We start from the raw sequence: 20841 nt of genomic DNA on the forward strand, positions 1-20841 counted from the left end.
TTTTCTCCGTGATGTCTTCCTCGCCCCCGCTCATCGTCGCAGACCGTTACCGGCTCGTCGCGCCGCTCGGTCAGGGCGGCATGGGCCGCGTCTGGCGGGCGACAGACGTCGTCCTGCACCGGGACGTGGCCATCAAAGAGCTCGTCCCGCCGCCCGGTCTGACGCCCGGCGAGCGGCAGGAGATGCGTGAGCGGTCGCTGCGCGAGGCGCGCGCGATCGCCCGGCTCAACAACATCAACGTGGTCCGCGTCTTCGACGTGCTGCGCACCGACGCCGACCCGTGGATCGTCATGGAGTACGTCCCCTCGCGCTCACTGCAGGACACGCTCGCCGCCGAGGGGCCCTTCAACTCGGTCCGGGCCGCCGAGATGGGCCTGGGCGTGCTCAACGCGCTGCGCGCCGCCCACCGGGCCGGTGTCGTGCACCGCGACGTCAAGCCGGGCAACGTCCTGATCGGCGCCGACGGCCGGGTCGTGCTCACCGACTTCGGCCTGGCCACCGTGCCCGGTGACCCCAACGTGACCCGCACCGGTCTCGTGCTCGGCTCACCGGCGTACATCGCACCCGAGCGTGCCCGCGACGGCTCGGCCGGCCCCGCCGCCGATCTGTGGTCGCTCGGCGCCACCCTCTACGCCGCGGTCGAGGGCGCCTCGCCGTTCGCCCGCCCCTCGGCGATCGCGACGCTGGCCGCGCTCGCCACCGAAAACCCGCCTCCGGCCCGCAACGCCGGCCCGCTCAAGCCCGTGCTCAACGGCCTGCTGCGCAAGGACCCGGCGCACCGCATCAACGCGGAGGAGGCCGAGCGCCTGCTGCTGCGTGCCGCCGGCCGCCGCGGCAAGCTGACCTTCCCGATGAGCCCGACCATGCGCCGCCCGGGCGTCGGCCGCGACCGCACCGGCATGCCCAACACCGGCGCCACGCCCGTCGTGCCCGGCCCGCGCCCGCCGGTCCGCCCGACCAACCCGCCTCCGCAGCCTCCGGTGGTGAGTGGCCGTCCGGCGGCCGGCGACGGCCGGCCGCCGATCTTCACCCCGGGTAAGGCCACTGTGGGCCGTCCGCCGGCCGAGACACCGACACGTGTCGACCGCCCCGCCGCCAAGCAGCCGCCTCGCACCGACCCTCCCAGGACCGACAAGCCGCGCATCGACGCCACCCGGGTCGACGGTCCGCCGGTCCGGGACGACAAGACCGCTTTCATCAGTACGCGTCGTGGACCGGCCCCCGACCCCGCGCGCCCCGACCCCGCCAAGGGCGCCCCGCCGCGCACGACCCGCGCCGGGCACGCCGGTTTCACCGCGGCCGACGTCGCCGCCGCCCGCCGGGGCAAGCCCGCGACCCCGGCGAACGACGCCACCACCGTGGTGCCGAAGCCGATGCCGGCCGACGCCACCACGGTGATGCCGCGCATCGTCGACAGGCCGGCCGACGCCACCACGGTCGTTCCGCCCCCGAAGACACCGATCGACGCCACGACCGTGGTTCCCGCGCCCAAGCCGCCGATCGACGCGACAACGGTCGTCCCGCCACCCAAGAAACCAGTCACAAAGCTTCCCGGGTACGCCGGAAAGACAGCGACCGAGAAGCCCGACGCACCCGAGCCGCAGTCAAAGGTTGAGGCAGCGCCCCACTCGGCCCCGAAGACCGATGACGATAAGTCTGTTAAATCCGACAGTGCGACGGCGGCTTCGACGGCCGCGGCGAGCACGTCCGGGGTTGCGGCGAGCAAGTCAAAGGCCGCAACGAGTACGTCCGAGGCTGCGCCGAGCGCGCCCGGCGCCGGGACAAGTACGTCCGAGGCTGCGCCGAGTGTCTCCGAGGCTGCGCCGAGCGCGCGCGGCGCAACAAGTACGTCCGGGACTGCGCCGAGCGCGCCCGGCACCGCAACGAGTACGTCCGGGACTCCGGCGAGCGTGTCCGAGACTGCGACGAGTGCGACCGGGGCTGCGCCGAGCGCGGCTGCCGCGGACAAGTCCAACGCCGCGACAAGCACGTCCGAAGACGCGAAGAGCGTGTCCGGGGCGGATGCCGGATCGAGCACCGACGTCAAGCCGGGCGCTGACACCGGCCAGACGTCCGCGGCGACAGCGGAGGGCGCAGCGGCCGACAAGGACGGTACGGAGGCGAAGTCTGCGTCGGCCGAGGAAAAGACGGCCGGCGACGAGCAGGGTGCCGACTCGGGCGACGTGAAGCCGGCCGAGGAGACGTCCGCGCCGCCGGGCAAAGCCGAGGCCGCGGCATCCCAGACAGACGCCGACGCCGCGGTCGAACAAAGCAATGAGGCCGCCGGCGCGGCCACCTCCAGCCCCGAGGCCGGAGGCCCCACCTCGGGGACGCCTATCTCGTCGCCGCCCACCTCGGAGGCACCCTCCCCGGACGCGCCCGCAGTGGAAAGCGCCGCCCTCGAGAGCGCCGTCTCCGAGAGCGCCGTCTCCGAGAGCGCCGCCTCCGAGAGCTTCACACCTGAGAAGCCCACGCCCGAAAGCTCCGCGCCCGAAAGCTCCGCGCCCGAGAGGCCCGCGCGGGAAAGCTCCGCTCCGGATAGGCCCGCGCCGGAAAGCTCCGCGCCCGGAAAGCCCGCGCCCCAACGTTCCGCGACCTCGGCGCCGGCAACCGTGGCGACTGGCGAACCCGCAACGCCGGCGGCGGCAAAGTCTGAAGCCCCGGCCGCGACGCCCGCCGGGGAGAAGACGCAGGCCGCCCGCTCCGAAGACCAGAACGCGACCAAGCTGGTCGCTGACCTGGGTGGCTCCGACAAGACTGCGGTCGCCGGGATGATTCCGCCGCGGCGGAAGAGCTCCGACATTCCTGCCATGCCCGGTGTCAACCGCTCGAACCGTCCGGCGTGGACACCGATGCCGGTCACGCCGTCGTATTCGAGCAGTCCCGGTGTCACCGTCTTCGGCACCCGGCTCACCTATCGCCAGGCCGCCATCGGCTTCGGCGTGGTGCTGCTGATCGTCGTACTCGTCGTCGTTCTTGTCGTTCAGGCCTTCGGTGACGACAACGACGGGAAGACCGACGCCAACGCGGCCGCCCCCACCACCTCCGCGGCTGCCGCCCCGCCCGCGTCGGCGCCGGCGAGCGCCGCCGCCAAGCCCACCAAGGTGCCGACCACCCCGGCCGCGAACGCTCTGCCCGCCGGCTGGTCGCTCTACACCGACCCCACCGGCTTCAAGATTCCGCGGCCGGCGGACGCCACGCGCCGGGTGACCAGCAACGGCATCGAGTTCAAGTGGAACAACCGGCTGCTGATCGTGTCGCAGACGACCAGCCCCGAGCCGGACGCGTACCAGGACTGGGTCTCGCAGGAGAAGGACCGCGCCAACACCATCTACAAGTACGACAAGGTCCGGATCGACCGGGTGAACGGCTACTTCAAGAACGCCGCCGACTGGGAGTACTACTACACGACCAGCACCAACAACCGGCAGCGCGTGGTCAAGCGCAACTTCGTCGTGAACGACCACCAGGCGTACTCGCTGAACTGGTATGTCAGCCCCGACGACTGGGACGCGTCGCAGGCCGACCTTAAGGCCATCTACGCGGGGTTCAAGTCGAAGGCGTGATTCCCCGGATGAATGGGTAGTTCACGTCGTATCACCGAGGAGGTGCGACATGAACTGCCGACGGTACGGCAGTAAGCCCACCCTAGGACTCTGGGTGCTGATCGGGTTCGCGGATCTCGTTGTGCTGACCGTGACCATCGGCCCCCTCGCCATGTTCGCCATCATCGCCCTGCTGGCGGTGTTCGCCGGTGGCGTCTACGCCGCCCGCACGCTCGCCAAGCCTTCCGAGGCTCCCGCCAAGGCGGTAGTGCGACGTCGCGCATAGCGTGATCGGCTACAGTTCGGCGCTGTGTCGATCGAAGGTGTGACTGACTTCTGGGACAAGCTGCTCGGCGCCCAACCGGACCCGCCCGGTCTGCTGGTGCTGCTGACCGCGCTGGCCGGCCTGCTGGCCGTGTCGTTCCGCCCGGTGTGGCGGATCGCCCGTAACGCTGTGACGATCGCGCACGAGGGCGGTCACGCGTTGTTCGCGCTGCTGACCGGCCGTCGCCTGCGTGGCATCCGGCTGGAGTTCGACACGTCGGGCCTGACGCTCTCGTCGGGCCGGCCCACCGGCCCGGGCATGATGCTCACCCTGCTCGGCGGCTACATCGCGCCGTCGCTGGTCGGCGTGCTCGGGGCGTGGCTGCTCGGCGGCAACCGGATCACGCTGCTGCTGTGGCTGGCCGTGGTCCTGCTGCTGCTCATGCTGATCAACATCAGGAACCTGTTCGGCGTGGTCTCCCTGGTGGTGACGGGCGCGATCGTCTTCGTCGTCTCCTGGTACGCCTCGCCCCAGGTGCAGGCCGCTTTCGCCTACGCCGGCGTCTGGTTCCTGCTCTTCGGAGGCGTACGTCCCGTCTTCGAGCTCCAGAGTCTGCGCCGCCGGGGCCGCATGCCCGAGTCGGACGCCGACCAGCTGGCCCATGTCACGCACGTGCCGGCGATCTTCTGGGTCGGCGTCTTCCTGGTGGTCAATCTGGTCGCGTTGGTGGTGGGCGCCTTCCTGCTCGCCGGCCAGTGGCTCCCGTCCACCTCATAGCGGAATGTTGCCGTGCTTCTTCGGGGGCAGGGTCTCGCGCTTGGTGCGCAGCATCCGTAGCGCCTGGATGATCTGGCCCCGCGTCTCGGACGGCCGGATCACCGCGTCGACGTAGCCGCGCTCGGCCGCGATGTACGGGTTGGCCAGCGTGTCCTCGTACTCCTGGACGCGCGCCGCGCGGTTCTCCACCGGCTCGCCGCGGTAGAGGATGTTCACCGCGCCCTGTGCGCCCATCACCGCGATCTGTGCGGTCGGCCACGCGAAGTTCATGTCGGCGCCGAGGTGCTTGGAGCCCATCACGTCGTACGCGCCGCCGTAGGCCTTGCGGGTGATCACCGTGATCTTCGGGACGGTGGCCTCGGCGTACGCGTAAATCAGCTTTGCCCCTCGCCGGATGATGCCGTCCCACTCCTGCGTCGTGCCCGGCAGGAAGCCCGGCACGTCGACCAGGGTGAGCACCGGAATGTTGAAGGCGTCGCACGTCCGGACGAAACGGGCTGCCTTCTCCGAGGCCGCGATGTCGAGCGTTCCCGCGAAGTGTGTGGGCTGGTTCGCGACCACGCCGACCGGGCGGCCCTCGACGCGGCCGAAGCCGACCACGATGTTCTGCGCGTAGAGCGGCTGCACCTCGAGGAATTCGTCGACGACAGTCTCGACGACCTTCTTGATGTCGTACGGCTGGTTGGCCGAATCCGGGATCAGGGTGTCCAGGGCCAGGTCGTCGTCCGAGGGTGACAGGTCGGCCGGCATCTCGAACACGGCCGGCTCGTCGAGGTTGTTCGACGGCAGGTAGGACAGCAGCGCCCGCACGTAGTCGATGGCGTCGTCCTCGTCGGAGGCCAGGTAGTGGGCGTTGCCGCTGCGCGTGTTGTGGGTGCGGGCGCCGCCGAGCTCTTCCATGGCGACTTCTTCGCCGGTGACCGTCTTGATCACGTCGGGGCCGGTGATGAACATGTGCGAGGTCTGGTCGACCATCACGGTGAAGTCGGTGATCGCGGGGGAGTACACCGCGCCGCCCGCGCACGGGCCCATGATCAGGGAGATCTGCGGGATGACGCCGCTGGCCCGCACGTTGCGGAAGAAGATGTCGGCGTAGAGGCCGAGCGCGACCACGCCCTCCTGGATGCGGGCGCCGCCGGAGTCGTTGATGCCGATGATCGGGCAGCCGGTCTTCATGGCCAGGTCGAGCACCTTGACGATTTTCTCGCCGAAGACCTCGCCCAGGGATCCGCCGAAGACGGTGAAGTCCTGCGAGAAGACGCAGACCTGCCGGCCGTCGACGGTGCCGTAGCCGGTGACCACGCCGTCGCCGTACGGGCGGTTCTTGTCCAGCCCGAAGTTGGTCGAGCGGTGCCGGGCGAGCGCGTCGAGCTCCACGAAGGAGCCCTCGTCGAGCAGCATGGCGATCCGCTCACGGGCGGTCTTCTTGCCCCGGGCGTGCTGTTTCTCGACGGCACGCTCGCTTCCGGCGTGCACGGCCTCGTCCGTACGGCGGGTGAGGTCGCCGATCTTTCCGGCGGTGGTGTGGATGTCGGCCTGGGCCGCGTCCGGCTGCGTCGTCACAGTGGTGCCTCACGCTCTCCGCGAAGGGTGGAAACAGCGGACTTGATCGTAGTGCGAGATCGGTTCGCGCGCCGCTACGGGTGCGTTTCGCACTCAATGCCCCATTCGTTACGCCTCACGTGACGAACTGGATGACCGCGGCCGGGATCGCCCTCATCGCCGGCGGCATCGCCACTCTGATCTGTTTCCGCAGCGTGCTGTTCCGTGTCGGCGGCCGGCGGGCGGGCCGGAGGGCGGTCCGCGAGGCCACACGGACCGCGGTCCTGGAGGCCGAGGCCCAGGGCCACCGGGGCCGGGGAAGCCGGCGTCGCAGCCGCCCGGCGGCACCGGACGAGGACGAGCGCGGCGGCCTGGCGATGATCGGCCTGGCCGCCGACGAGGACCCGGAAACCCCGGAGCCTCGCCCCAGGCGCCGGCGTCGCCGTCAGGACTTGACGCCGTACGCCGGAGAGCGCGCCCCAACGCAGGACGACGCTTTCGCGTTCGCTTCCCTCGAGCCCGACCCGCCCGCGGAGCCGGACCGCGAGCTGGGGCTGGACCGCGAGCCGGGCCCGGATCGCAAGCTGGGGCTGGACCGTGAGCTGGGGCTGGACCGTGAGCTGGGCCCGGACCGCGAGCAGGGACCGTCGAGCGACCTCGAATGGGAGCGCGAGCCGGAGCCGGGGCGCGAGGCCGGGCTGGAGCGCGAAATGAGGCCGGAGCACGAGCTGGAACTGGATCGGGAGTTCGAGCTCGACCGGGAGTTCGAGCTGGAGCCCGGCCTGGTGCCCGAGCAGGGGCGGGATCCCGATCGCGAACTGAGTTCGGTGGCCGGGTCATCGGTGGGCGAGGCAGTCGAGGAGCCGGCGCCCGCGCCGAGGTCGGCCGGCCGTCTCGGGCACCGGGTCGAGGGCTGGGTCCGCCCCGAATATCGGCAGACCCGCGACGAGCTGCCCTCCGGCGAATACTGGACGCCCATCCCGGTCGAGCTCGACGCCGACCACGAGCCCTCGGCCAAGGGATACGGCTGGCCGGTGGCCGTCGAGCGCCTTCCCCCGGTCCCCGACTATGAGCCGGCTACCGGTTTCGACCTCACCCCCGTCCACGAGCCGACCGAGGTCGTGCCCACGTGGCCGCCCGGCGACGACGGCGAACGCTCCGGCCGGATCCGTCTGCCCCGCAGCTGGCAGTCCCGCAACGACAAGCGCCGGGCCGCCCGCGAGCAACCCCAGCCCCGCGAGTGGCGCCCGGAGAACGAGACCCAGCCGGTCGAACGCCGCCCCCGCCCGCGCCCGCGACCCCGCCCGGCTGAGACGCCCCCGCCGCCGTCCCACCCGAGCCGGGTCTACGTGAGCCGTCACGCCGCCGACCCGCCCCAGTAAGTGCGGACTACGCTCGGCTGATGTCTTCGCCGTACACCGATCTCGACCGCCCCCCGCTGTCGCCCCGGGCGCTCGAGCGGGCGCTCGTGACGCCCGGCGGGTTCTGGCGGCGGCTCGACCTTCGGGCCGAGACCGCCTCCACCAACGCCGACGCGATCGCCGCCGCTCAAGGTGGTGAGCCTGAAGGGCTGGTCGTCGTGGCCGAGAGCCAGACCGCCGGCCGCGGGCGCCGTGATCGGCAATGGACCTCGCCGCCGAGGGCCGGCCTCACCTTGAGCGTGCTGCTGCGTCCCGGCGTACGGAATAAGGAAAAAGGCTGGCCCGCCGTGCCGCCCGGCGCCCTCGGCTGGCTGCCTCTGCTGGCCGGGGTCGCCCTGTGCGAGGCCGTGACCCGGGTGTCCGAGGTCGAGGCCACGCTGAAGTGGCCCAACGATCTGCTCGTCGGTGGCGGCAAGTGCGCCGGCATCCTGGCCGAGGCCTCCGGTGACGCCGTCGTGGTCGGCATCGGCCTCAACGTGAGCACCCGCCCCGAGGAGTTGCCGGAGACGAACGGGCTGCCCGCCACCTCACTACGCGTGGCCGGTGCACCGATCACCGACCGTGACCCCCTGCTGCGGGCCACACTGCGCGGCATCGCCTCCTGGTACGAAGGGTGGCGGGGCGCCGACGGCGACGCCGAGATGTCGGGGCTGCTCGCGGCGTACCGGCGCAGTTGCGCCACCATCGGCCGGCAGGTTCGCGTGCTGCTGCCGGCCGGCGGTCCGCTCGAGGGTGAGGCGACATCGGTCGACGCCGACGGCCGTCTGGTCGTCCGTACGGCGGACGGGGCCGACGTTCGCGTCTCGGCGGGTGACGTGCTGCACGTACGCTGACCGCGTGGCGTTCCCGCAGGAAGTCCTGGCCGACGAGGAGGAGCTCGTCCTCCACCTGCGTCCGCATTGGAAGTCGGCCGTCCGGCCGGGCCTGATCGTGCTGCTCGCGGTGGTCGTGAGCACCGTGGCCTGGGTGATGCTGCCGACCAACCAGGGCGGGCGCATCGGCTTCGCCGTGGTCGCGCTGATCATGCTCTACCAGGGCATCCGGTACGGGGTGACGCCGCTGGTGAAGTGGCGGTGCACCCACTACGTGCTGACCGACGAGCGGATCCTGCTCCAGGACGGCGTGATCGCGCGGGAACGGCGCGACCTGCCGCTCAACCGGGTCAACGACCACGTGGTCAACCAGTCGGTGCTCGACCGGGTCTTCGGGTCGGGGACGTTGAAGGTCGACTCGATCGGCGAGCAGGCCGTCCTGCTGGCCTCGGTCCCGCGGGCGCAGAGCGTGCAGACGCTGCTCTACGAGCTGATCGAGCACGATCGGCTGCGTCATCCGGAGGACGAGGAGGAAGAGGAAGAGCCGGAGCTGCCGGTGCAGCAGCGGCGCGGCCTGTTCAGGAGACAGGCGAAGAACTAGCCTTCGGCTCGTCCTCGGTGCTCAGCTCGGCCAGGCCGGCCGCCGCGTCGAGGTCGGCCAGCTCGGCCTCGTGGCCGTCGACCGGGGGCTTGAGGAAGACGAAGGTCCGGTACGCCCAGAAGCGGAAGACCGTGGCGATCATGATGCCGAGCAGGGTGACGGCCATGAACTCGTACTTGTTGTGCTCCTCGGTCAGCCCGAAGCCGTACTTGCCGATGGCGATGGTCCCGGACTGGATGACCATGCCGACCAGGTTGAAGCCGAAGAACAGCGTGTATTCACGCCGGAGCGCGGTGCGCGTGTGGTGACGGTACGTCCAGTAGCGGTTGGCGAAGTACGCCAGCGTGGTGGTGATGATCGTGCCGACGACGCTGGCCTTGACCGCGCCGATCGGCAGCAGGGCCCAGGTGATGGCCAGGTAGAGCAGGGTGTTTCCGGCGCCGATGACACCGAACGCGATGGCTTCGGGTGCGAGACGGCGCAGGTGTGACGTCAGCGAACTGACTGAAGGCATTGGGCAACCTTACGGGAGAGTGGGCTGTTACGCCGTGTCACGAACGGGGGATGCAGGCGGCGTCACATGCGCCGCCCGGCTGTCGTGAGGGGGAGGCGGGCCCGGCGGGGTCGCAACGGGGAAAACGAACCGGCGGTACGACCAGAAACGGAACAGCGTGCCGACGGCGGTGCCGATCAGCTGTCCCGAGATGTTGTCCGCGAGCCTGGTCTCGAAGACCGGCCAGACGCTGCCCAGGCCGTAGTGGCTGATGGCCAGGCAGGCCAGCCCGATGCCCAGGCCGATGGCGTTGAGCACGAAGAACATGGTGTATTGCCGGGCCATGTTGGCGTGGGCCGCGTGCCGCCAGGTCCAGAACCGGTTGCCGGTGAACGCGACGGTGGTCGCCAGCACGGTCGAGATGGTCTTGGCGAACAGCGTTTCCACGCCGGCCTGGAGCAACACGTTGAAGATGGCGAGGTCGATCGCGAAGGAGATGCTCCCCACGGTGCCGAACTTGCCGAGCTCGCGGACGAGTCCCCGAATCCTTACGCGCAGGCCGGAGGGCTGCGTCGGCGAGATGTCGGGCACGGTCCGAGAGTACCGGGGGCCGTCACGCCCCGCTGTTTTCGTTGGCGAGTCTTAACCCGCGCTGCTGGTACGGAGGGTGCATGTCGCTGATCTCGGCGATCTCGGCCACCCGCTCGCGGCACCCGGCGCACCAGCCGAGATGCAGGCGCATGCGGTTGCTGTCGCGCGGGGCGAGACGGCCGCGCAGATGGACGCCGAGGCGCTCGCCGGCCCACCGGCACTCCGGGTGTTTGGCCACCGCCACGTGCTGCTGGAGGTAGTTGCTGCGCAGGCCCTCGCGGGCGCGGTGGGCGAGCACGGCCACGGCGTTGGGTGTCATCCCGAGCATGCCGGCCACCTCGGACGGGGTGTTGCCCTCGACCGCGGTCTGCCACAGCACGTCACGCCAGCGCTCCGGCAGCTGCCGGAACGCCGCCGCGGCGTACGCCCGCTCCAGCCGGTCGAGCGCCGGGTCAGTGTACGGCTGGCCCTCGTCGTAGCGGGTGAGGTCGTCGGTGAACTCGAGCCGCCGGTCCCGGCGGGCCCGGTGATAGCAGACGTGCCGCATGGTGGTGGCGAGGTAGGCGCGGAAGGCGACCAGCGGTCCCCGGCCGGCCCGCAGGGCGGCGAAGACCTTGGCGAACGTCTCGGCCACCAGGTCGTCGGCGTCGGCCGGGTCGCGGGTGAGGCCGTACGCCAGGTGCCGGGCCGCGGCGTGGTGCCGTTCGTAGAGCGTCCCGTACGCCGCGGTGTCCCCTTCACGGACCGCCGCCAGTAGTTCGGTGTCCGTGTCGGTTGGACTGCCCGGGATGGTCATTCCTGCCTCCTAGGAGAGGAAAGCCCGATTACCCAAGCTTAGGGGGTTAAGTCCGTTTTGTGAAAGTCGCCGAACGGCGGGGCGCGCTCCTGGCCGTTCCGGCAATGCTGCGCGGAACTGCACTCAACGACGAAGAATCGAAACTCTGCAAGCAAAGATGCCGAGGATTGTGCGGTTGTCCACAACTTCTCCCGATGAAGACAACGTTGAAGGCCCTTAGGCTCTGGTAACTCCCCAAGACTGCAAGTGGTCCTGGTCAACGCCGACCGAAGGAGATCACCGTGCCCCCTACTTCTCATCCCCGGCTGCTCGCCTGGATCGACGAAGTAACCGCTCTGACCACTCCCGACCGTGTCGTCTGGTGCGACGGTTCGGAACGGGAGTGGAAAACCCTCACCGATGCCCTGGTCGAATCGGGCTCGCTCGTGCGGCTCGACCCCGCGAAGAAGCCGAACTCGTTCTGGGCGCGCACCGACCCCGGCGACGTCGCCCGCGTCGAGGAGCGCACCTTCATCTGCTCGGCCGACGAGGCCGACGCCGGCCCCACCAACAACTGGATGGCGCCGGCCGAGATGAAGACGACCATGACCGAGCTCTACCGGGGCTGCATGAAGGGCCGGACCATGTACGTGGTCCCGTTCTGCATGGGACCGCTGGACGCCCCGGCCCCGATGTTCGGCGTGGAGCTGACCGACAGCCCGTACGTCGTGGCCAGCATGCGGATCATGACCCGGATGGGCTCCGGCGTTCTCGAGGCCATGGGGGAGGACGCCGATTTCGTGCCCGCGCTGCACTCGGTCGGGGCGCCGCTCTCGCCGGGGGAGAAAGACGTCCCCTGGCCGTGCAACGAGACGAAGTACATCTCCCACTTCCCGGAGACCCGCGAGATCTGGTCGTTCGGCTCCGGCTACGGCGGCAACTCGCTGCTCGGCAAGAAGTGCTACGCGCTGCGCATCGCCAGCGTGGCCGCCCGCGACGAGGGCTGGCTGGCCGAGCACATGCTGATCATGAAGCTGACCTCACCCGAGGGCCGGGTCCGCTACATCGCCGGCGCCTTCCCGTCGGCCTGCGGCAAGACCAACCTGGCCATGCTCGAACCGACCCTGCCCGGCTGGAAGGTCGAGACCGTCGGCGACGACATCGCCTGGATGCGGTTCGGCGAGGACGGCCGGCTGTGGGCCACCAATCCCGAGTTCGGCCTGTTCGGCGTCGCCCCCGGCACCGACTTCCACACCAACCCCAACGCGATGCGCACGCTCGCCCGGGGCAACTCCGTCTTCACCAATGTCGCCCTCACCGACGACGGCGACATCTGGTGGGAGGGCATGGGCGAGCCGCCGGCCCACCTGACCGACTGGAAGAACCAGGACTGGACCCCGGACTCGGAAAACCCTTCGAGCCACCCCAACAGCCGATTCTGTACGCCCATCGAGCAGTGCCCGATCCTCGCCGACGAATATCACGACCCGCGCGGCGTGCCGATCGACGCGATCCTGTTCGGAGGCCGCCGGCGGACGACGGTCCCGCTGGTCACCGAGGCCCGCGACTGGGTGCACGGCGTCTATCTGGGCGCGACGCTGTCGTCCGAGACCACCGCGGCCGCGGTCGGCCAGGTCGGTGTGGTGCGCCGCGACCCGATGGCCATGCTGCCGTTCATCGGCTACCACGCCGGTGACTACTTCCAGCACTGGATCGACATGGCCAAGGGCGCGCCCGGCGACGCCGCCAAGCTGCCCAAGGTCTTCTACGTCAACTGGTTCCGCCGCGGCGAGGACGGCCGGTTCCTCTGGCCCGGCTTCGGCGAGAACAGCCGGGTGCTCAAGTGGGTCGTCGAGCGGCTCGACGGCAAGGGCGAGGCGGTGGAGACCCCGATCGGCCACGTGCCGACCCCGGACGCGCTCGACCTGAACGGCCTCGACCTCGCCCCGGACGACCTGGCCGCCGTGCTGCGCGTCGACCGCGACGAGTGGCTGGCCGAGATCCCCCAGGTCACCGAGTGGTTCACGAAGTTCGGCGACAAGCTCCCGGCCGTTCTCTGGTCCGAGCTGGACGCGTTGCGCGCCCGCCTGTCCGACGCGTGACGTCCCGCGCCCGTCTCATCCTCGCGTGAGGCGGGCGCGCTCCGGGTAACACCGAGGACGTGGCCCGACCTCTCCGCGTCCTGATCGCTCTGCTGGTGACGACCGCGGCCGCCACCGTCGTGGTCGAGATCCTCAACTACTCGTACGCGCCGGAGCACGGCTTCGGGCTCGCGGTCCGTACGGGGTGGGCGCTGCTGCGTACCCTCGGCTGGCTTCTGCTGATCCGGCAGGTGCGCCGGTCACGGGCGGCGGCCCGTCCGCTCGGCCTGATCCTGGCCGTGACCACGATCTTCGCGGTCGGGCGCCTCGTCGTCCCGCGCTCGGGCACACCACCGCTGCCCGGCGTGATCGGCTTCGTCGTCCTGGTCGTCCTCTGCGCCGCCGTGGTGGCTCTGCTCTACCGGCACCCGGTGGTTCGTGAGCAACTGGTGCGCCATCCGAACCGGTTGGTGGTGACTCGCGAAGGGCTGGCGATGCGCGAGGCGGCTCCGCGGCGTGCACCGGTCACCGGCTGGCTGCTCACTGCGCGGCTCGCCGCCTTCACCTACAGCCCGCTGATGCTGGTGCCGTGTCTCATCTCGTTCGGCGAGCTGCGCGATCGTCCACAGTGGCTGCTGGCCGTGGTGTTCTGGCTGTTCGCCGGCATCGCGGTCAGCTACGCCGTCCTGCTGTGCACGATCTTCCTGATGAGGGGGAAGGCCGGCGCGCGCCGGGCCCTGTCCTGGCTGACCCTCTTCGTCCTCCTCTGGGACCTTCCGCTCTGTTACTTCCTGCTGGGCGCCGACGGTGTGATCCGCGACGGTGCTCCGCTCCTGGCCGCCGCGCTGCTCACCTGGTACGCCTTGTACCGGGCGGCCGCGGTGGCCGATCTTCCCGTCGAGGCGCGCACCTGAGGAGGACCGGCATGCCGGTCGAGAGCTTCGACGTGGTGGTGGCCGGCGCCGGTCCGGCCGGGGCCGCGGCCGCGATCGCCGCGCGCCGGGCCGGTGCGACGGTGCTGCTGCTCGACCGGGCCGGCTTCCCCCGTGACAAGCCGTGCGGGGACGGCATCGCGGCCGAGGCCGTCGCCGTGCTGGACGGGCTCGGTGTGTCCGGGGTGACCGATGGTTACCCGGCTATCGAACGATTGCGCCTGGTGGCGCCGGGTGGGACGGCGGTGGCTCGGCCGCTGCCGCGGCCGGCGCACACCGTTCCCCGGCGGGTCTTCGACGAGCGCCTGGTGCGGGCGGCGGTCGCGGCGGGAGCGGAGTTGCGGCGTCATGTCGTACGCCGGGTGAGTGATCACGGCGACGCGGTGGTCATCGACGGTCTCGTGCGGGCGCGGGTGCTCATCGGCGCCGACGGGGCCGGTTCGGTCGTACGGAAACAGCTCGGTCATCCGGTCAATCCGCCCGGCCATCTCGCCGTCGCGATCCGCGGCTACGCGCCGACCGCCAACACCAGTGAACAGGTCATCGTCACCACGCGGCAGCGCTGGCCCGCGTACGCCTGGGAGTTCCCGCTCGGCGACGGCACCGCCAACGTCGGTTACGGGGAGGTTCTCCGTGGCGTGCCGCTCTCCCGGGCGTACCTCCTCGACCGGCTGGGAGATCTCCTGGCCGGCGCCGAGCCGGACGGCCTGCGCGGGCACCACCTGCCGCTCTCGACCCACCGGCCGCCGCCGGGCCGCGGCCGCGTGCTGCTCGCCGGCGACGCCCTCTCGTTGATCAACCCGTTCACCGGTGAGGGGATCTTCTACGCCGTGCTCTCCGGCTCGCTGGCCGGCGCGGCGGCCGCGGCCGGACCCGAACGGGTGGCCGAGCGCTATCGCGACGCGCTGCGCCGGCGCCTCGGGCGTCATCTGCGGCACTCCGGCTTCGCGGCCTGGCTCAGCCGGAGGCCGGCCGTGGTCGACGCCGCGGTGGGCGCGGCCGCCCGAGATGGTGGTGTTTTCGACCGGATGGTGGAGCTGGGGCTCGGTGACGGGGTTTTCGACGCTCGCACGATCGGACTCATCACCTTGCGGTTGAGTCACCGTCGCCAAGCCCACCCTTGAGTCGCTACCGGCGCGGGCTAGGGTTTGATGCGATGAGTCTGCGGTCCCTGATCTCCACTCCGTTCTACCGCGTGTACGAACGGCGGCTGGCCGGCAAGCTGGCCGGCAAGCCCGTGCCCCAGCACGTCGGCGTCATGTGCGACGGCAATCGTCGCTGGGCCCGTGAAATGGGGTTCGTCGACCCCAACGACGGCCACCGCGTCGGCGCCGCCCGCGTCAAGGAGCTGCTGACCTGGTGCGACCAGGCCGGCATCAAGCACGTCACGCTCTATCTGCTGGCCACCGACAACCTGCGCCGCCCGGCGGCCGAGCTCGATCCGCTGCTCCGGATCATCGAAGATCTGGCGAGCGAGCTGGCCGAGGAGGGCAACCCGTGGCGGCTGCGCATCGTGGGCGCCCTCGACATCCTGCCCGCCTCCACGGCCACCGTGCTCAAGGCGGCACAGGAGAAGACGCGCAACCGCACGATCGGCGTCGAGGTGAACATGGCGGTCGGTTACGGCGGCCGCCGTGAGATCGCCGACGCGGTGCGCTCCCTGCTGCACGAGCAGGCCGCGGCCGGCCGCACGATCGAGGAGATGGCCGAGATCCTCGACGTCGACCACATCGCCGAGCACCTTTACACCCGTGGTCAGCCCGATCCCGACCTGGTCATCCGCACCAGCGGCGAGCAGCGGCTCTCGGGCTTCCTGCTGTGGCAGTCGGCGCATTCGGAGTTCTATTTCCACGACGCCAACTGGCCCGACTTCCGCCGGATCGACTTCCTGCGGGCGCTGCGGTCGTACGGCAACCGGCAGCGCCGCTTCGGAGCCTAGAAACGCTTGAGGCCCTCGGCGAGGAAGTCGGCCACCGCGCCGGGGGAGTCGAGGGTCAGGTCGGCCGCGCTGGACACCTCGGCCCCGGTCTCGGGGTTGGCCACGGCCACCGCGACACCGAAGAACGACGGGTCGACCGCCTCGCGGGCGCGCAGCGCGTCGAACGCCTTGATGTCGGACATGTCGTCACCGAAATACCAGGCGCAGCCCGCGTCGCGGACGCCTTCGGTGATGACCATGCCCTTGTCCTGGTCGACCGGCGGTTTGAGCTCGACCACCATGCGCCCGCCCTGGATCCGCAGACCCTTAGCCTCGGCCTGCTCGTGTCCCCAGCGCTCGACCTCGGCGGCCCGTTGCGGGGCCGTGCGGTAGTGCAGGGCGACCGAGAGGCGTTTGTATTCGACCAGGACGTCGCCGGGCAGCTCGGTCCTGGCCCGCTCGGCCAGCTCGGCCATGGCCGGCACCCAGGGCAGCGCGGCCGGCTCGGTGACGACCTCGCCCTCGTGCCACACCTCGAGGCCGTAGAGCCCGTAAAGGTCGACGCCCTCGAGCGAGGAGAAGCGGGACCGCAGGAAGCTGACCGGACGGGCCGACACGATGGCGACCCGGTGCACGACGGTGGCGAGCTTTTCGAGCACGCCCAGCACGGACGGCACCGGCTGCGACGCGTCCGGGTCGTCGGTGACCGGCGAGAGCACGCCGTCGAAGTCGAAGAAGAACGTGGTCCGCTGCCTGTGCTCGGCGGTGAGAGCCCAGGCGTCGGAGACGCCCGTGTCGGAGAGGCTCAGCGGATGGGTCGGACGCGGAGTCTGTGCCACGAGCCTCAGATTACCCGCCGAGGGTGTCCTTTCATGCGCGAGAAATTAGCCGAGAGTTGGACGTCACCCGTTTTTGCGTACTACCGCGTACGGCTGATGACCGCTAGCGTTTGAGTCATGGCACGGGGTCATCCCGAGCCAGCCGGCCGGCCCGGACCTGCGACAAGTGCGCCACGGGGCCTGCAATCCGTCCCGTGCCAGAGATCGGGCGCCGGAGGTGGCGGACCGCGGGCGTACCGGGTTGCACGCCCGCTGGAGCAGGCCTGTGACATCACGCCGATCTGACGCCGACGTCGCTAACTCTTCACGTGACTCGGCCGCCAAAGTCTCCGGAACCGAACCGGCCCGCGAGGGCCGTGTTTTCGTTCTGGACACCTCGGTCCTGCTGTCCGACCCGGCGGCGTTCCGCCGGTTCTCCGATCACGAGGTGGTCATCCCCCTCGTCGTGATCTCCGAGTTGGAGGGAAAACGCCACCATCCCGAGCTGGGCTGGTTCGCCCGCCAGTCGCTGCGCTTCCTCGACGAGCTCCGGATCAAGTTCGGCCGGCTCGACCAGCCGGTGCTCTGCAACGACGAGGGCGGCACGCTGCGGGTCGAGCTCAACCACGCCGACCAGAGCGTCCTGCCGCAGGGCTTCCGCAACGACTCCAACGACACCCGGATCCTCTCGGTGGCGCTGGGGCTCGCGGCCGAGGGCCGCGAGGTCACGCTGGTCAGCAAGGACATGCCGCTGCGGGTCAAGGCCGCCTCGGTCGGCCTCACCGCCGACGAATACCGGCACGGGCAGGCCAGCGACCCCACCTGGACCGGCATGGCCGATCTCAAGCTGGGCGAGGACCAGGTCAGCGCGCTCTACGGCGGTGAGGAGCTGGAGCTCGAGGAGACCGAGCGCCTGCCCTGCCACACCGGCCTGGTGATCCACTCGTCGCGCGGCTCGGCGCTGGGCCGGGTCAACCCCGACAAGTCGGTACGCCTGGTGCGCGGCGACCGGGAGGCCTTCGGCATCCGCGGCCGCTCGGCCGAGCAGCGCGTGGCCCTCGACCTGCTGCTGGACGAGTCGATCGGCATCGTCTCGCTCGGCGGCCGGGCCGGCACCGGCAAGTCGGCGCTGGCGCTCTGCGCCGGCCTCGAGGCCACCATGGAGCGCAACCGCCACAAGAAGGTCATCGTGTTCCGCCCGCTCTACGCGGTCGGCGGCCAGGAGCTGGGATATCTGCCCGGCACCGAGAATGAGAAGATGTCGCCCTGGGCCCAGGCCGTCTTCGACACGCTCGGCGCGGTCGCGCACGCGAACGTGGTCGAGGAGGTGATGGCCCGCGGCCTGCTCGAGGTGCTGCCGCTGACCCACATCCGCGGCCGGAGCCTGCACGACGCCTTCGTGATCGTCGACGAGGCGCAGTCGCTGGAGCGCAACGTGCTGCTCACGGTGCTCTCCCGCATCGGGCAGGGTTCGCGGGTGGTGCTCACCCACGACGTGGCGCAGCGCGACAACCTGCGGGTGGGCCGGCACGACGGCGTCACCGCCGTGATCGAGGCCCTCAAGGGACACCCGATCTTCGCCCACGTGACGCTGACCCGATCGGAGCGTTCGCCCATCGCTGAGGTGGTCACCGACCTCCTCGAAGAGATTCCACTCTGAGTGATCGCTACACTCCGTAAGGTGACAACGGTGTCCCCTTCGGAGTGACGCGATTTCTGCGCTCTTTCACCCGATTTGAGCGTGAAATTCGAGTGAGCAAAGTCACAACCCCGCTCTGACGTTTCACATCGCCTTCACGTTGCGCCATGGTGTCTGGCGAGCGCCATGCGTGGTCATCGTCGTCGGAGATCGACTTCGGGCCACCTTCCCGATCGATTCTGATCGAGATGCCGGCCCGAGTGGTCGCGGTGCTCGCGGCACGCCCAACCGCCGTTTCCCCCGGTGGAGGACGTGCCGCGTCATTGCCCCCGACGAAGGGAACCTTCGTGAATCGGCTCTGGAGCCGGGTCGGAGTACGAGTCACCGCTGTCGGCCTGCTTGTCGCGGGCGCCGCCGGAGGTGTCTACCTCGGACAGGACCGGGACGTCCAGCGGGCGAGCGCCAACGCGCAGCTTGTCGTGCAGGCGAATGTCGACGACACCGCGCTGCTGAAGCAGCGTCAGGCCGCGCACGCCGCGGACCGGGCGCAGCGCAGCCAGGCCGAGGCCGGCGCCGCCGAGAAGGCGGCCGCCGCGGCCAAGGTCTCCGCCGCGCAGGCGCGCTCGGCCGAGCAGAAGGTGATCGCCGCGAAGAAGGCGGCCGAGGCGAAGAAGGCGGCCGAGGAGGCTGCCAAGAAGGCCGAGGAAGCCAAGAAGAAGGCGGAGGAGTCCGAGGAGAGCAGCGGGCCCACCGAGTACACCGGCGAGGTCCCCGCCTCCTGCAGCGAATATTCGGGCGCCCGCAAGACCGGCTGCTCGCTGATGATCGCCGCGGGCTTCGGCATCGACCAGTTCCCGTGCCTGAACAAGCTGTGGGACAAGGAGAGTGGCTGGAACTACAAGGCCTCCAACCCCAGCTCGGGCGCGTACGGCATCCCGCAGTCCCTGCCCGGCAGCAAGATGGCTTCCGAGGGCGACGACTGGAAGACCAACCCGGCGACCCAGATCAAGTGGGGCCTCGGCTACATCGAGGGCCGGTACGACACCCCCTGCGGCGCCTGGGCGCACTCGCAGGACACCGGTTGGTACTAAGTAGACAAGCTTCATGAACGGGCCGCGCGGCTAACCGCGCGGCCCGTTTTCATGTGATCAAATGTCCATATGGTCCGAAATGCCGCTTCGCTGGTCATGATCGGTGTCCTCGCGGCGGTGCTGGGTGCGGGCTCCTCACCGGCTCACGCCGGCGGGGAGCCCCGCCCGGTGCGCGAGGTGGTCGGCGGCACCGTGGCGCCGCAGGGCAAGTTCCCCTGGGTGGTGCGGCTCTCGATGGGCTGCGGCGGCACGCTGGTCGCGCCGCGGGTCGTGCTGACCGCGGGCCACTGCGTCGACGGCACCGGCGCCTCGAACCGGATCGAGATCACGGCCGGGGTGTCCGACCTCAAGTCGCGGCGCGCGCTGACCGCCCGCAGCGTCTCGGTCATCCGGGCCGCCGGCTTCAAGGACGAGACCCGCGGCGACGACTGGGCGCTGGTCCAGATGGACCGGGTGCTGCACCTGCCCGCGCTGCCGATCTCGCCCGAGACGATCGGGAAGGGCCGCTACACGGTGATGGGCTGGGGGCAGACCCGCGAGGACTCGGTCAAGCAGGAGCGGCGGTTGCACTACGCCACGGTGCCCATGGTCTCGGACGCGAGCTGCGCGAAGGCGTACCTCAAAGCCGGGGTGAAGCTTGTCCGCGACGAGCAGATGTGCGCCGGGGACCGGCGGGTGGACACGTGCCAGGGCGACAGCGGTGGGCCGATGGTCGACCAGGACCGGCGCGGCCAGTGGGTGCAGGTGGGCATCGTGAGCTGGGGGCTCGGCTGCGCGCGGGACGGTTATCCGGGCGTCTACACCCAGATCAGCACCTTCCGTCCCGCGATCGTCGCGGCGCTGAGCAAGCTTCAGTAGAGGGGCTTGGGCCGCTTGCGGCGGAACAGGATCGCCGCGATCACGCCGCCGAGCAGGCCCAGCAGGTGGCCCTGCCAGGAGACCGGCTGATCGGTCGGCAGGATGTTGTAGACCTGGTACCAGTACAGCAGGCCGATGAACGCGGCCACGCCCAGGTTCCACCAGCTGCGCTCGACCAGGCCACGGGTGAGCAGCAGGCCCAGATAGCCGAAGATGACGCCGCTGGCGCCGACCACGACGCTGTTCGGGTCGCCCACGAACCAGACGCCCAGGCCGCTGACCAGCATGATGACGAAGGTCGACCAGATGAACCGCTTGGCCCCGCCGGCCAGGGCGAACGTGCCGACCAGGATCAGCGGGACGGCGTTGCCGTAGAGGTGGTCCCACCCGGCGTGCAGGAACGGGCTGAACAGCACGCCGTCCAGTCCGGCGACGCGGTGCGGGATGATGCCGCCGGCCACGTCGAGCTGCCCCGAGCCGATGCCGACGTCGATCGCCTCGATGAGGAAGAGGAACGGAACGACGGCGCACATGGTGAGGAACGCGCGCCCCAGGGACGCGTAGAACTCGTTCGTGCCGAATTTCGCCTCGGCTTCGATGCGGGTCGTGTCTGCCCCGTAACTCATCCGTCAATGGTTCCAGGGACGGGCAAGGCCCGCCAACACATGGCGGGCCTCACCTT

The 20841-nt window shown here is 70.4% G+C and carries 19 protein-coding genes and 2 pseudogenes; 14 read left to right on the plus strand and 7 right to left on the minus strand.

Annotated elements, in window-relative coordinates:
- Nucleotides 1-11 precede the first annotated feature (11 nt).
- Nucleotides 12-1347 (plus strand): annotated as a pseudogene (locus tag ACFY36_RS22120) (serine/threonine-protein kinase); the annotation flags it as partial.
- A gap of 1162 nt (nt 1348-2509) precedes the next feature.
- Here the strand turns inward: ACFY36_RS22120 and ACFY36_RS22125 are convergent.
- A pseudogene (locus tag ACFY36_RS22125) lies at nt 2510-2812 on the minus strand (hypothetical protein); the annotation flags it as partial.
- Nucleotides 2813-2852: 40 nt separating this feature from the next.
- On the opposite strand from ACFY36_RS22125, the gene ACFY36_RS22130 reads away from it, so the two are divergent.
- Genes ACFY36_RS22130 through ACFY36_RS22140 form a run of 3 tightly spaced genes read left to right on the plus strand, consistent with a single transcriptional unit; the run spans nt 2853 to nt 4587 of the window.
- Entirely contained in the window at nt 2853-3566 is a 714-nt protein-coding gene (locus ACFY36_RS22130; protein WP_499747851.1) for a serine/threonine kinase C-terminal domain-containing protein, read from the plus strand.
- A gap of 49 nt (nt 3567-3615) precedes the next feature.
- The gene (locus ACFY36_RS22135; RefSeq protein ID WP_499747852.1) at nt 3616-3831 is read left to right on the plus strand and encodes a hypothetical protein; all 216 of its coding nucleotides are present in this window, start codon (nt 3616-3618) and stop codon (nt 3829-3831) included.
- A gap of 24 nt (nt 3832-3855) precedes the next feature.
- Complete coding sequence (locus ACFY36_RS22140; RefSeq protein ID WP_499747853.1) at nt 3856-4587, plus strand: M50 family metallopeptidase; 732 nt, start codon at nt 3856-3858, stop codon at nt 4585-4587.
- Here the strand turns inward: ACFY36_RS22140 and ACFY36_RS22145 are convergent.
- Nucleotides 4582-6150, minus strand: coding sequence for an acyl-CoA carboxylase subunit beta (locus ACFY36_RS22145; RefSeq protein WP_499747854.1), 1569 nt, complete (start codon nt 6148-6150; stop codon nt 4582-4584). The genes ACFY36_RS22140 and ACFY36_RS22145 overlap by 6 nt on opposite strands.
- 119 nt (nt 6151-6269) lie before the next feature.
- Between ACFY36_RS22145 and ACFY36_RS22150 the strand changes: the two genes are divergently transcribed.
- Genes ACFY36_RS22150 through ACFY36_RS22160 form a run of 3 tightly spaced genes read left to right on the plus strand, consistent with a single transcriptional unit; the run spans nt 6270 to nt 8963 of the window.
- Entirely contained in the window at nt 6270-7511 is a 1242-nt protein-coding gene (locus ACFY36_RS22150) for a hypothetical protein (protein ID WP_499747855.1), read from the plus strand.
- A 17-nt stretch (nt 7512-7528) separates the two neighbouring features.
- The gene (locus ACFY36_RS22155) at nt 7529-8383 is read left to right on the plus strand and encodes a biotin--[acetyl-CoA-carboxylase] ligase (protein WP_499748199.1); all 855 of its coding nucleotides are present in this window, start codon (nt 7529-7531) and stop codon (nt 8381-8383) included.
- A gap of 4 nt (nt 8384-8387) precedes the next feature.
- Nucleotides 8388-8963 (plus strand): PH domain-containing protein, encoded by a 576-nt coding sequence (locus ACFY36_RS22160; RefSeq protein ID WP_499747856.1) that lies wholly within the window; start codon nt 8388-8390, stop codon nt 8961-8963.
- On the opposite strand, the gene ACFY36_RS22165 is transcribed toward ACFY36_RS22160, so the two are convergent.
- Genes ACFY36_RS22165 through ACFY36_RS22175 form a run of 3 tightly spaced genes read right to left on the minus strand, consistent with a single transcriptional unit; the run spans nt 8941 to nt 10843 of the window.
- Nucleotides 8941-9477, minus strand: coding sequence for a GtrA family protein (locus ACFY36_RS22165; RefSeq protein ID WP_499747857.1), 537 nt, complete (start codon nt 9475-9477; stop codon nt 8941-8943). The two genes, ACFY36_RS22160 and ACFY36_RS22165, sit on opposite strands and share 23 nt — an antisense overlap.
- 27 nt (nt 9478-9504) lie before the next feature.
- Nucleotides 9505-10047 (minus strand): GtrA family protein, encoded by a 543-nt coding sequence (locus ACFY36_RS22170; RefSeq protein ID WP_499747858.1) that lies wholly within the window; start codon nt 10045-10047, stop codon nt 9505-9507.
- Between the two features lie 22 nt (nt 10048-10069).
- Nucleotides 10070-10843: a sigma-70 family RNA polymerase sigma factor gene (locus ACFY36_RS22175; RefSeq protein ID WP_498692413.1), complete on the minus strand. Its 774-nt coding sequence runs from the start codon at nt 10841-10843 to the stop codon at nt 10070-10072.
- Between the two features lie 275 nt (nt 10844-11118).
- Between ACFY36_RS22175 and ACFY36_RS22180 the strand changes: the two genes are divergently transcribed.
- From ACFY36_RS22180 to ACFY36_RS22195, 4 genes are read left to right on the plus strand one after another with little or no spacing between them, the layout of a single operon-like run.
- Nucleotides 11119-12924 carry a phosphoenolpyruvate carboxykinase (GTP) gene (locus tag ACFY36_RS22180; protein WP_499748200.1) on the plus strand — a complete coding sequence of 602 codons (1806 nt, stop codon included), beginning with the start codon at nt 11119-11121 and terminating at the stop codon, nt 12922-12924.
- Nucleotides 12925-12983: 59 nt separating this feature from the next.
- Nucleotides 12984-13817: a hypothetical protein gene (locus ACFY36_RS22185; RefSeq protein ID WP_499747859.1), complete on the plus strand. Its 834-nt coding sequence runs from the start codon at nt 12984-12986 to the stop codon at nt 13815-13817.
- Between the two features lie 11 nt (nt 13818-13828).
- Complete coding sequence (locus ACFY36_RS22190; RefSeq protein WP_499747860.1) at nt 13829-14959, plus strand: geranylgeranyl reductase family protein; 1131 nt, start codon at nt 13829-13831, stop codon at nt 14957-14959.
- Nucleotides 14960-14991: 32 nt separating this feature from the next.
- Nucleotides 14992-15774 (plus strand): isoprenyl transferase, encoded by a 783-nt coding sequence (locus ACFY36_RS22195; RefSeq protein WP_499747861.1) that lies wholly within the window; start codon nt 14992-14994, stop codon nt 15772-15774.
- Here ACFY36_RS22195 and otsB read toward each other — a convergent pair.
- Nucleotides 15771-16592 (minus strand): trehalose-phosphatase, encoded by an 822-nt coding sequence (otsB, locus tag ACFY36_RS22200; RefSeq protein WP_499747862.1) that lies wholly within the window; start codon nt 16590-16592, stop codon nt 15771-15773. The genes ACFY36_RS22195 and otsB overlap by 4 nt on opposite strands.
- Nucleotides 16593-16857: 265 nt before the next feature.
- Here otsB and phoH2 point away from each other — a divergent pair, with 265 nt between their 5' ends.
- The 3 genes from phoH2 to ACFY36_RS22215 all read left to right on the plus strand — a co-directional run bounded on the left by phoH2 (nt 16858) and on the right by ACFY36_RS22215 (nt 20159).
- Nucleotides 16858-18231, plus strand: coding sequence for an RNA 5'-3' helicase PhoH2 (gene phoH2 / locus ACFY36_RS22205; RefSeq protein ID WP_499747863.1), 1374 nt, complete (start codon nt 16858-16860; stop codon nt 18229-18231).
- A 326-nt stretch (nt 18232-18557) separates the two neighbouring features.
- On the plus strand, nt 18558-19301 hold the full coding sequence (locus ACFY36_RS22210) for an aggregation-promoting factor C-terminal-like domain-containing protein (RefSeq protein ID WP_499747864.1): 744 nt from the start codon (nt 18558-18560) through the stop codon (nt 19299-19301).
- Nucleotides 19302-19370: 69 nt separating this feature from the next.
- A complete protein-coding gene (locus ACFY36_RS22215; protein WP_499747865.1) occupies nt 19371-20159 on the plus strand; it encodes a S1 family serine peptidase in 789 nt (262 codons plus the stop codon).
- On the opposite strand, the gene ACFY36_RS22220 is transcribed toward ACFY36_RS22215, so the two are convergent.
- Nucleotides 20153-20785 carry a rhomboid family intramembrane serine protease gene (locus tag ACFY36_RS22220; protein WP_499747866.1) on the minus strand — a complete coding sequence of 211 codons (633 nt, stop codon included), beginning with the start codon at nt 20783-20785 and terminating at the stop codon, nt 20153-20155. The genes ACFY36_RS22215 and ACFY36_RS22220 overlap by 7 nt on opposite strands.
- Between the last annotated feature and the right edge of the window lie 56 nt (nt 20786-20841).

Origin of the sequence: Actinoplanes sp. NPDC000266, from assembly GCF_042899005.1 — a bacterium.
Taxonomy (GTDB): domain Bacteria; phylum Actinomycetota; class Actinomycetes; order Mycobacteriales; family Micromonosporaceae; genus Actinoplanes.

Bases quoted from the DNA above. Each gene is read 5' to 3' on its own strand.
- ACFY36_RS22130 (WP_499747851.1), top strand. From the start codon at position 2,853: ATGCCGGTCACGCCGTCGTATTCGAGCAGTCCCGGTGTCACCGTCTTC.
- ACFY36_RS22135 (WP_499747852.1), top strand. From the start codon at position 3,616: ATGAACTGCCGACGGTACGGCAGTAAGCCCACCCTAGGACTCTGGGTG.
- ACFY36_RS22165 (WP_499747857.1), bottom strand. From the start codon at position 9,477: ATGCCTTCAGTCAGTTCGCTGACGTCACACCTGCGCCGTCTCGCACCC.
- ACFY36_RS22175 (WP_498692413.1), bottom strand. From the start codon at position 10,843: ATGACCATCCCGGGCAGTCCAACCGACACGGACACCGAACTACTGGCG.
- ACFY36_RS22190 (WP_499747860.1), top strand. From the start codon at position 13,829: ATGCCGGTCGAGAGCTTCGACGTGGTGGTGGCCGGCGCCGGTCCGGCC.
- ACFY36_RS22195 (WP_499747861.1), top strand. From the start codon at position 14,992: ATGAGTCTGCGGTCCCTGATCTCCACTCCGTTCTACCGCGTGTACGAA.
- ACFY36_RS22215 (WP_499747865.1), top strand. From the start codon at position 19,371: ATGGTCCGAAATGCCGCTTCGCTGGTCATGATCGGTGTCCTCGCGGCG.
- ACFY36_RS22220 (WP_499747866.1), bottom strand. From the start codon at position 20,785: ATGAGTTACGGGGCAGACACGACCCGCATCGAAGCCGAGGCGAAATTC.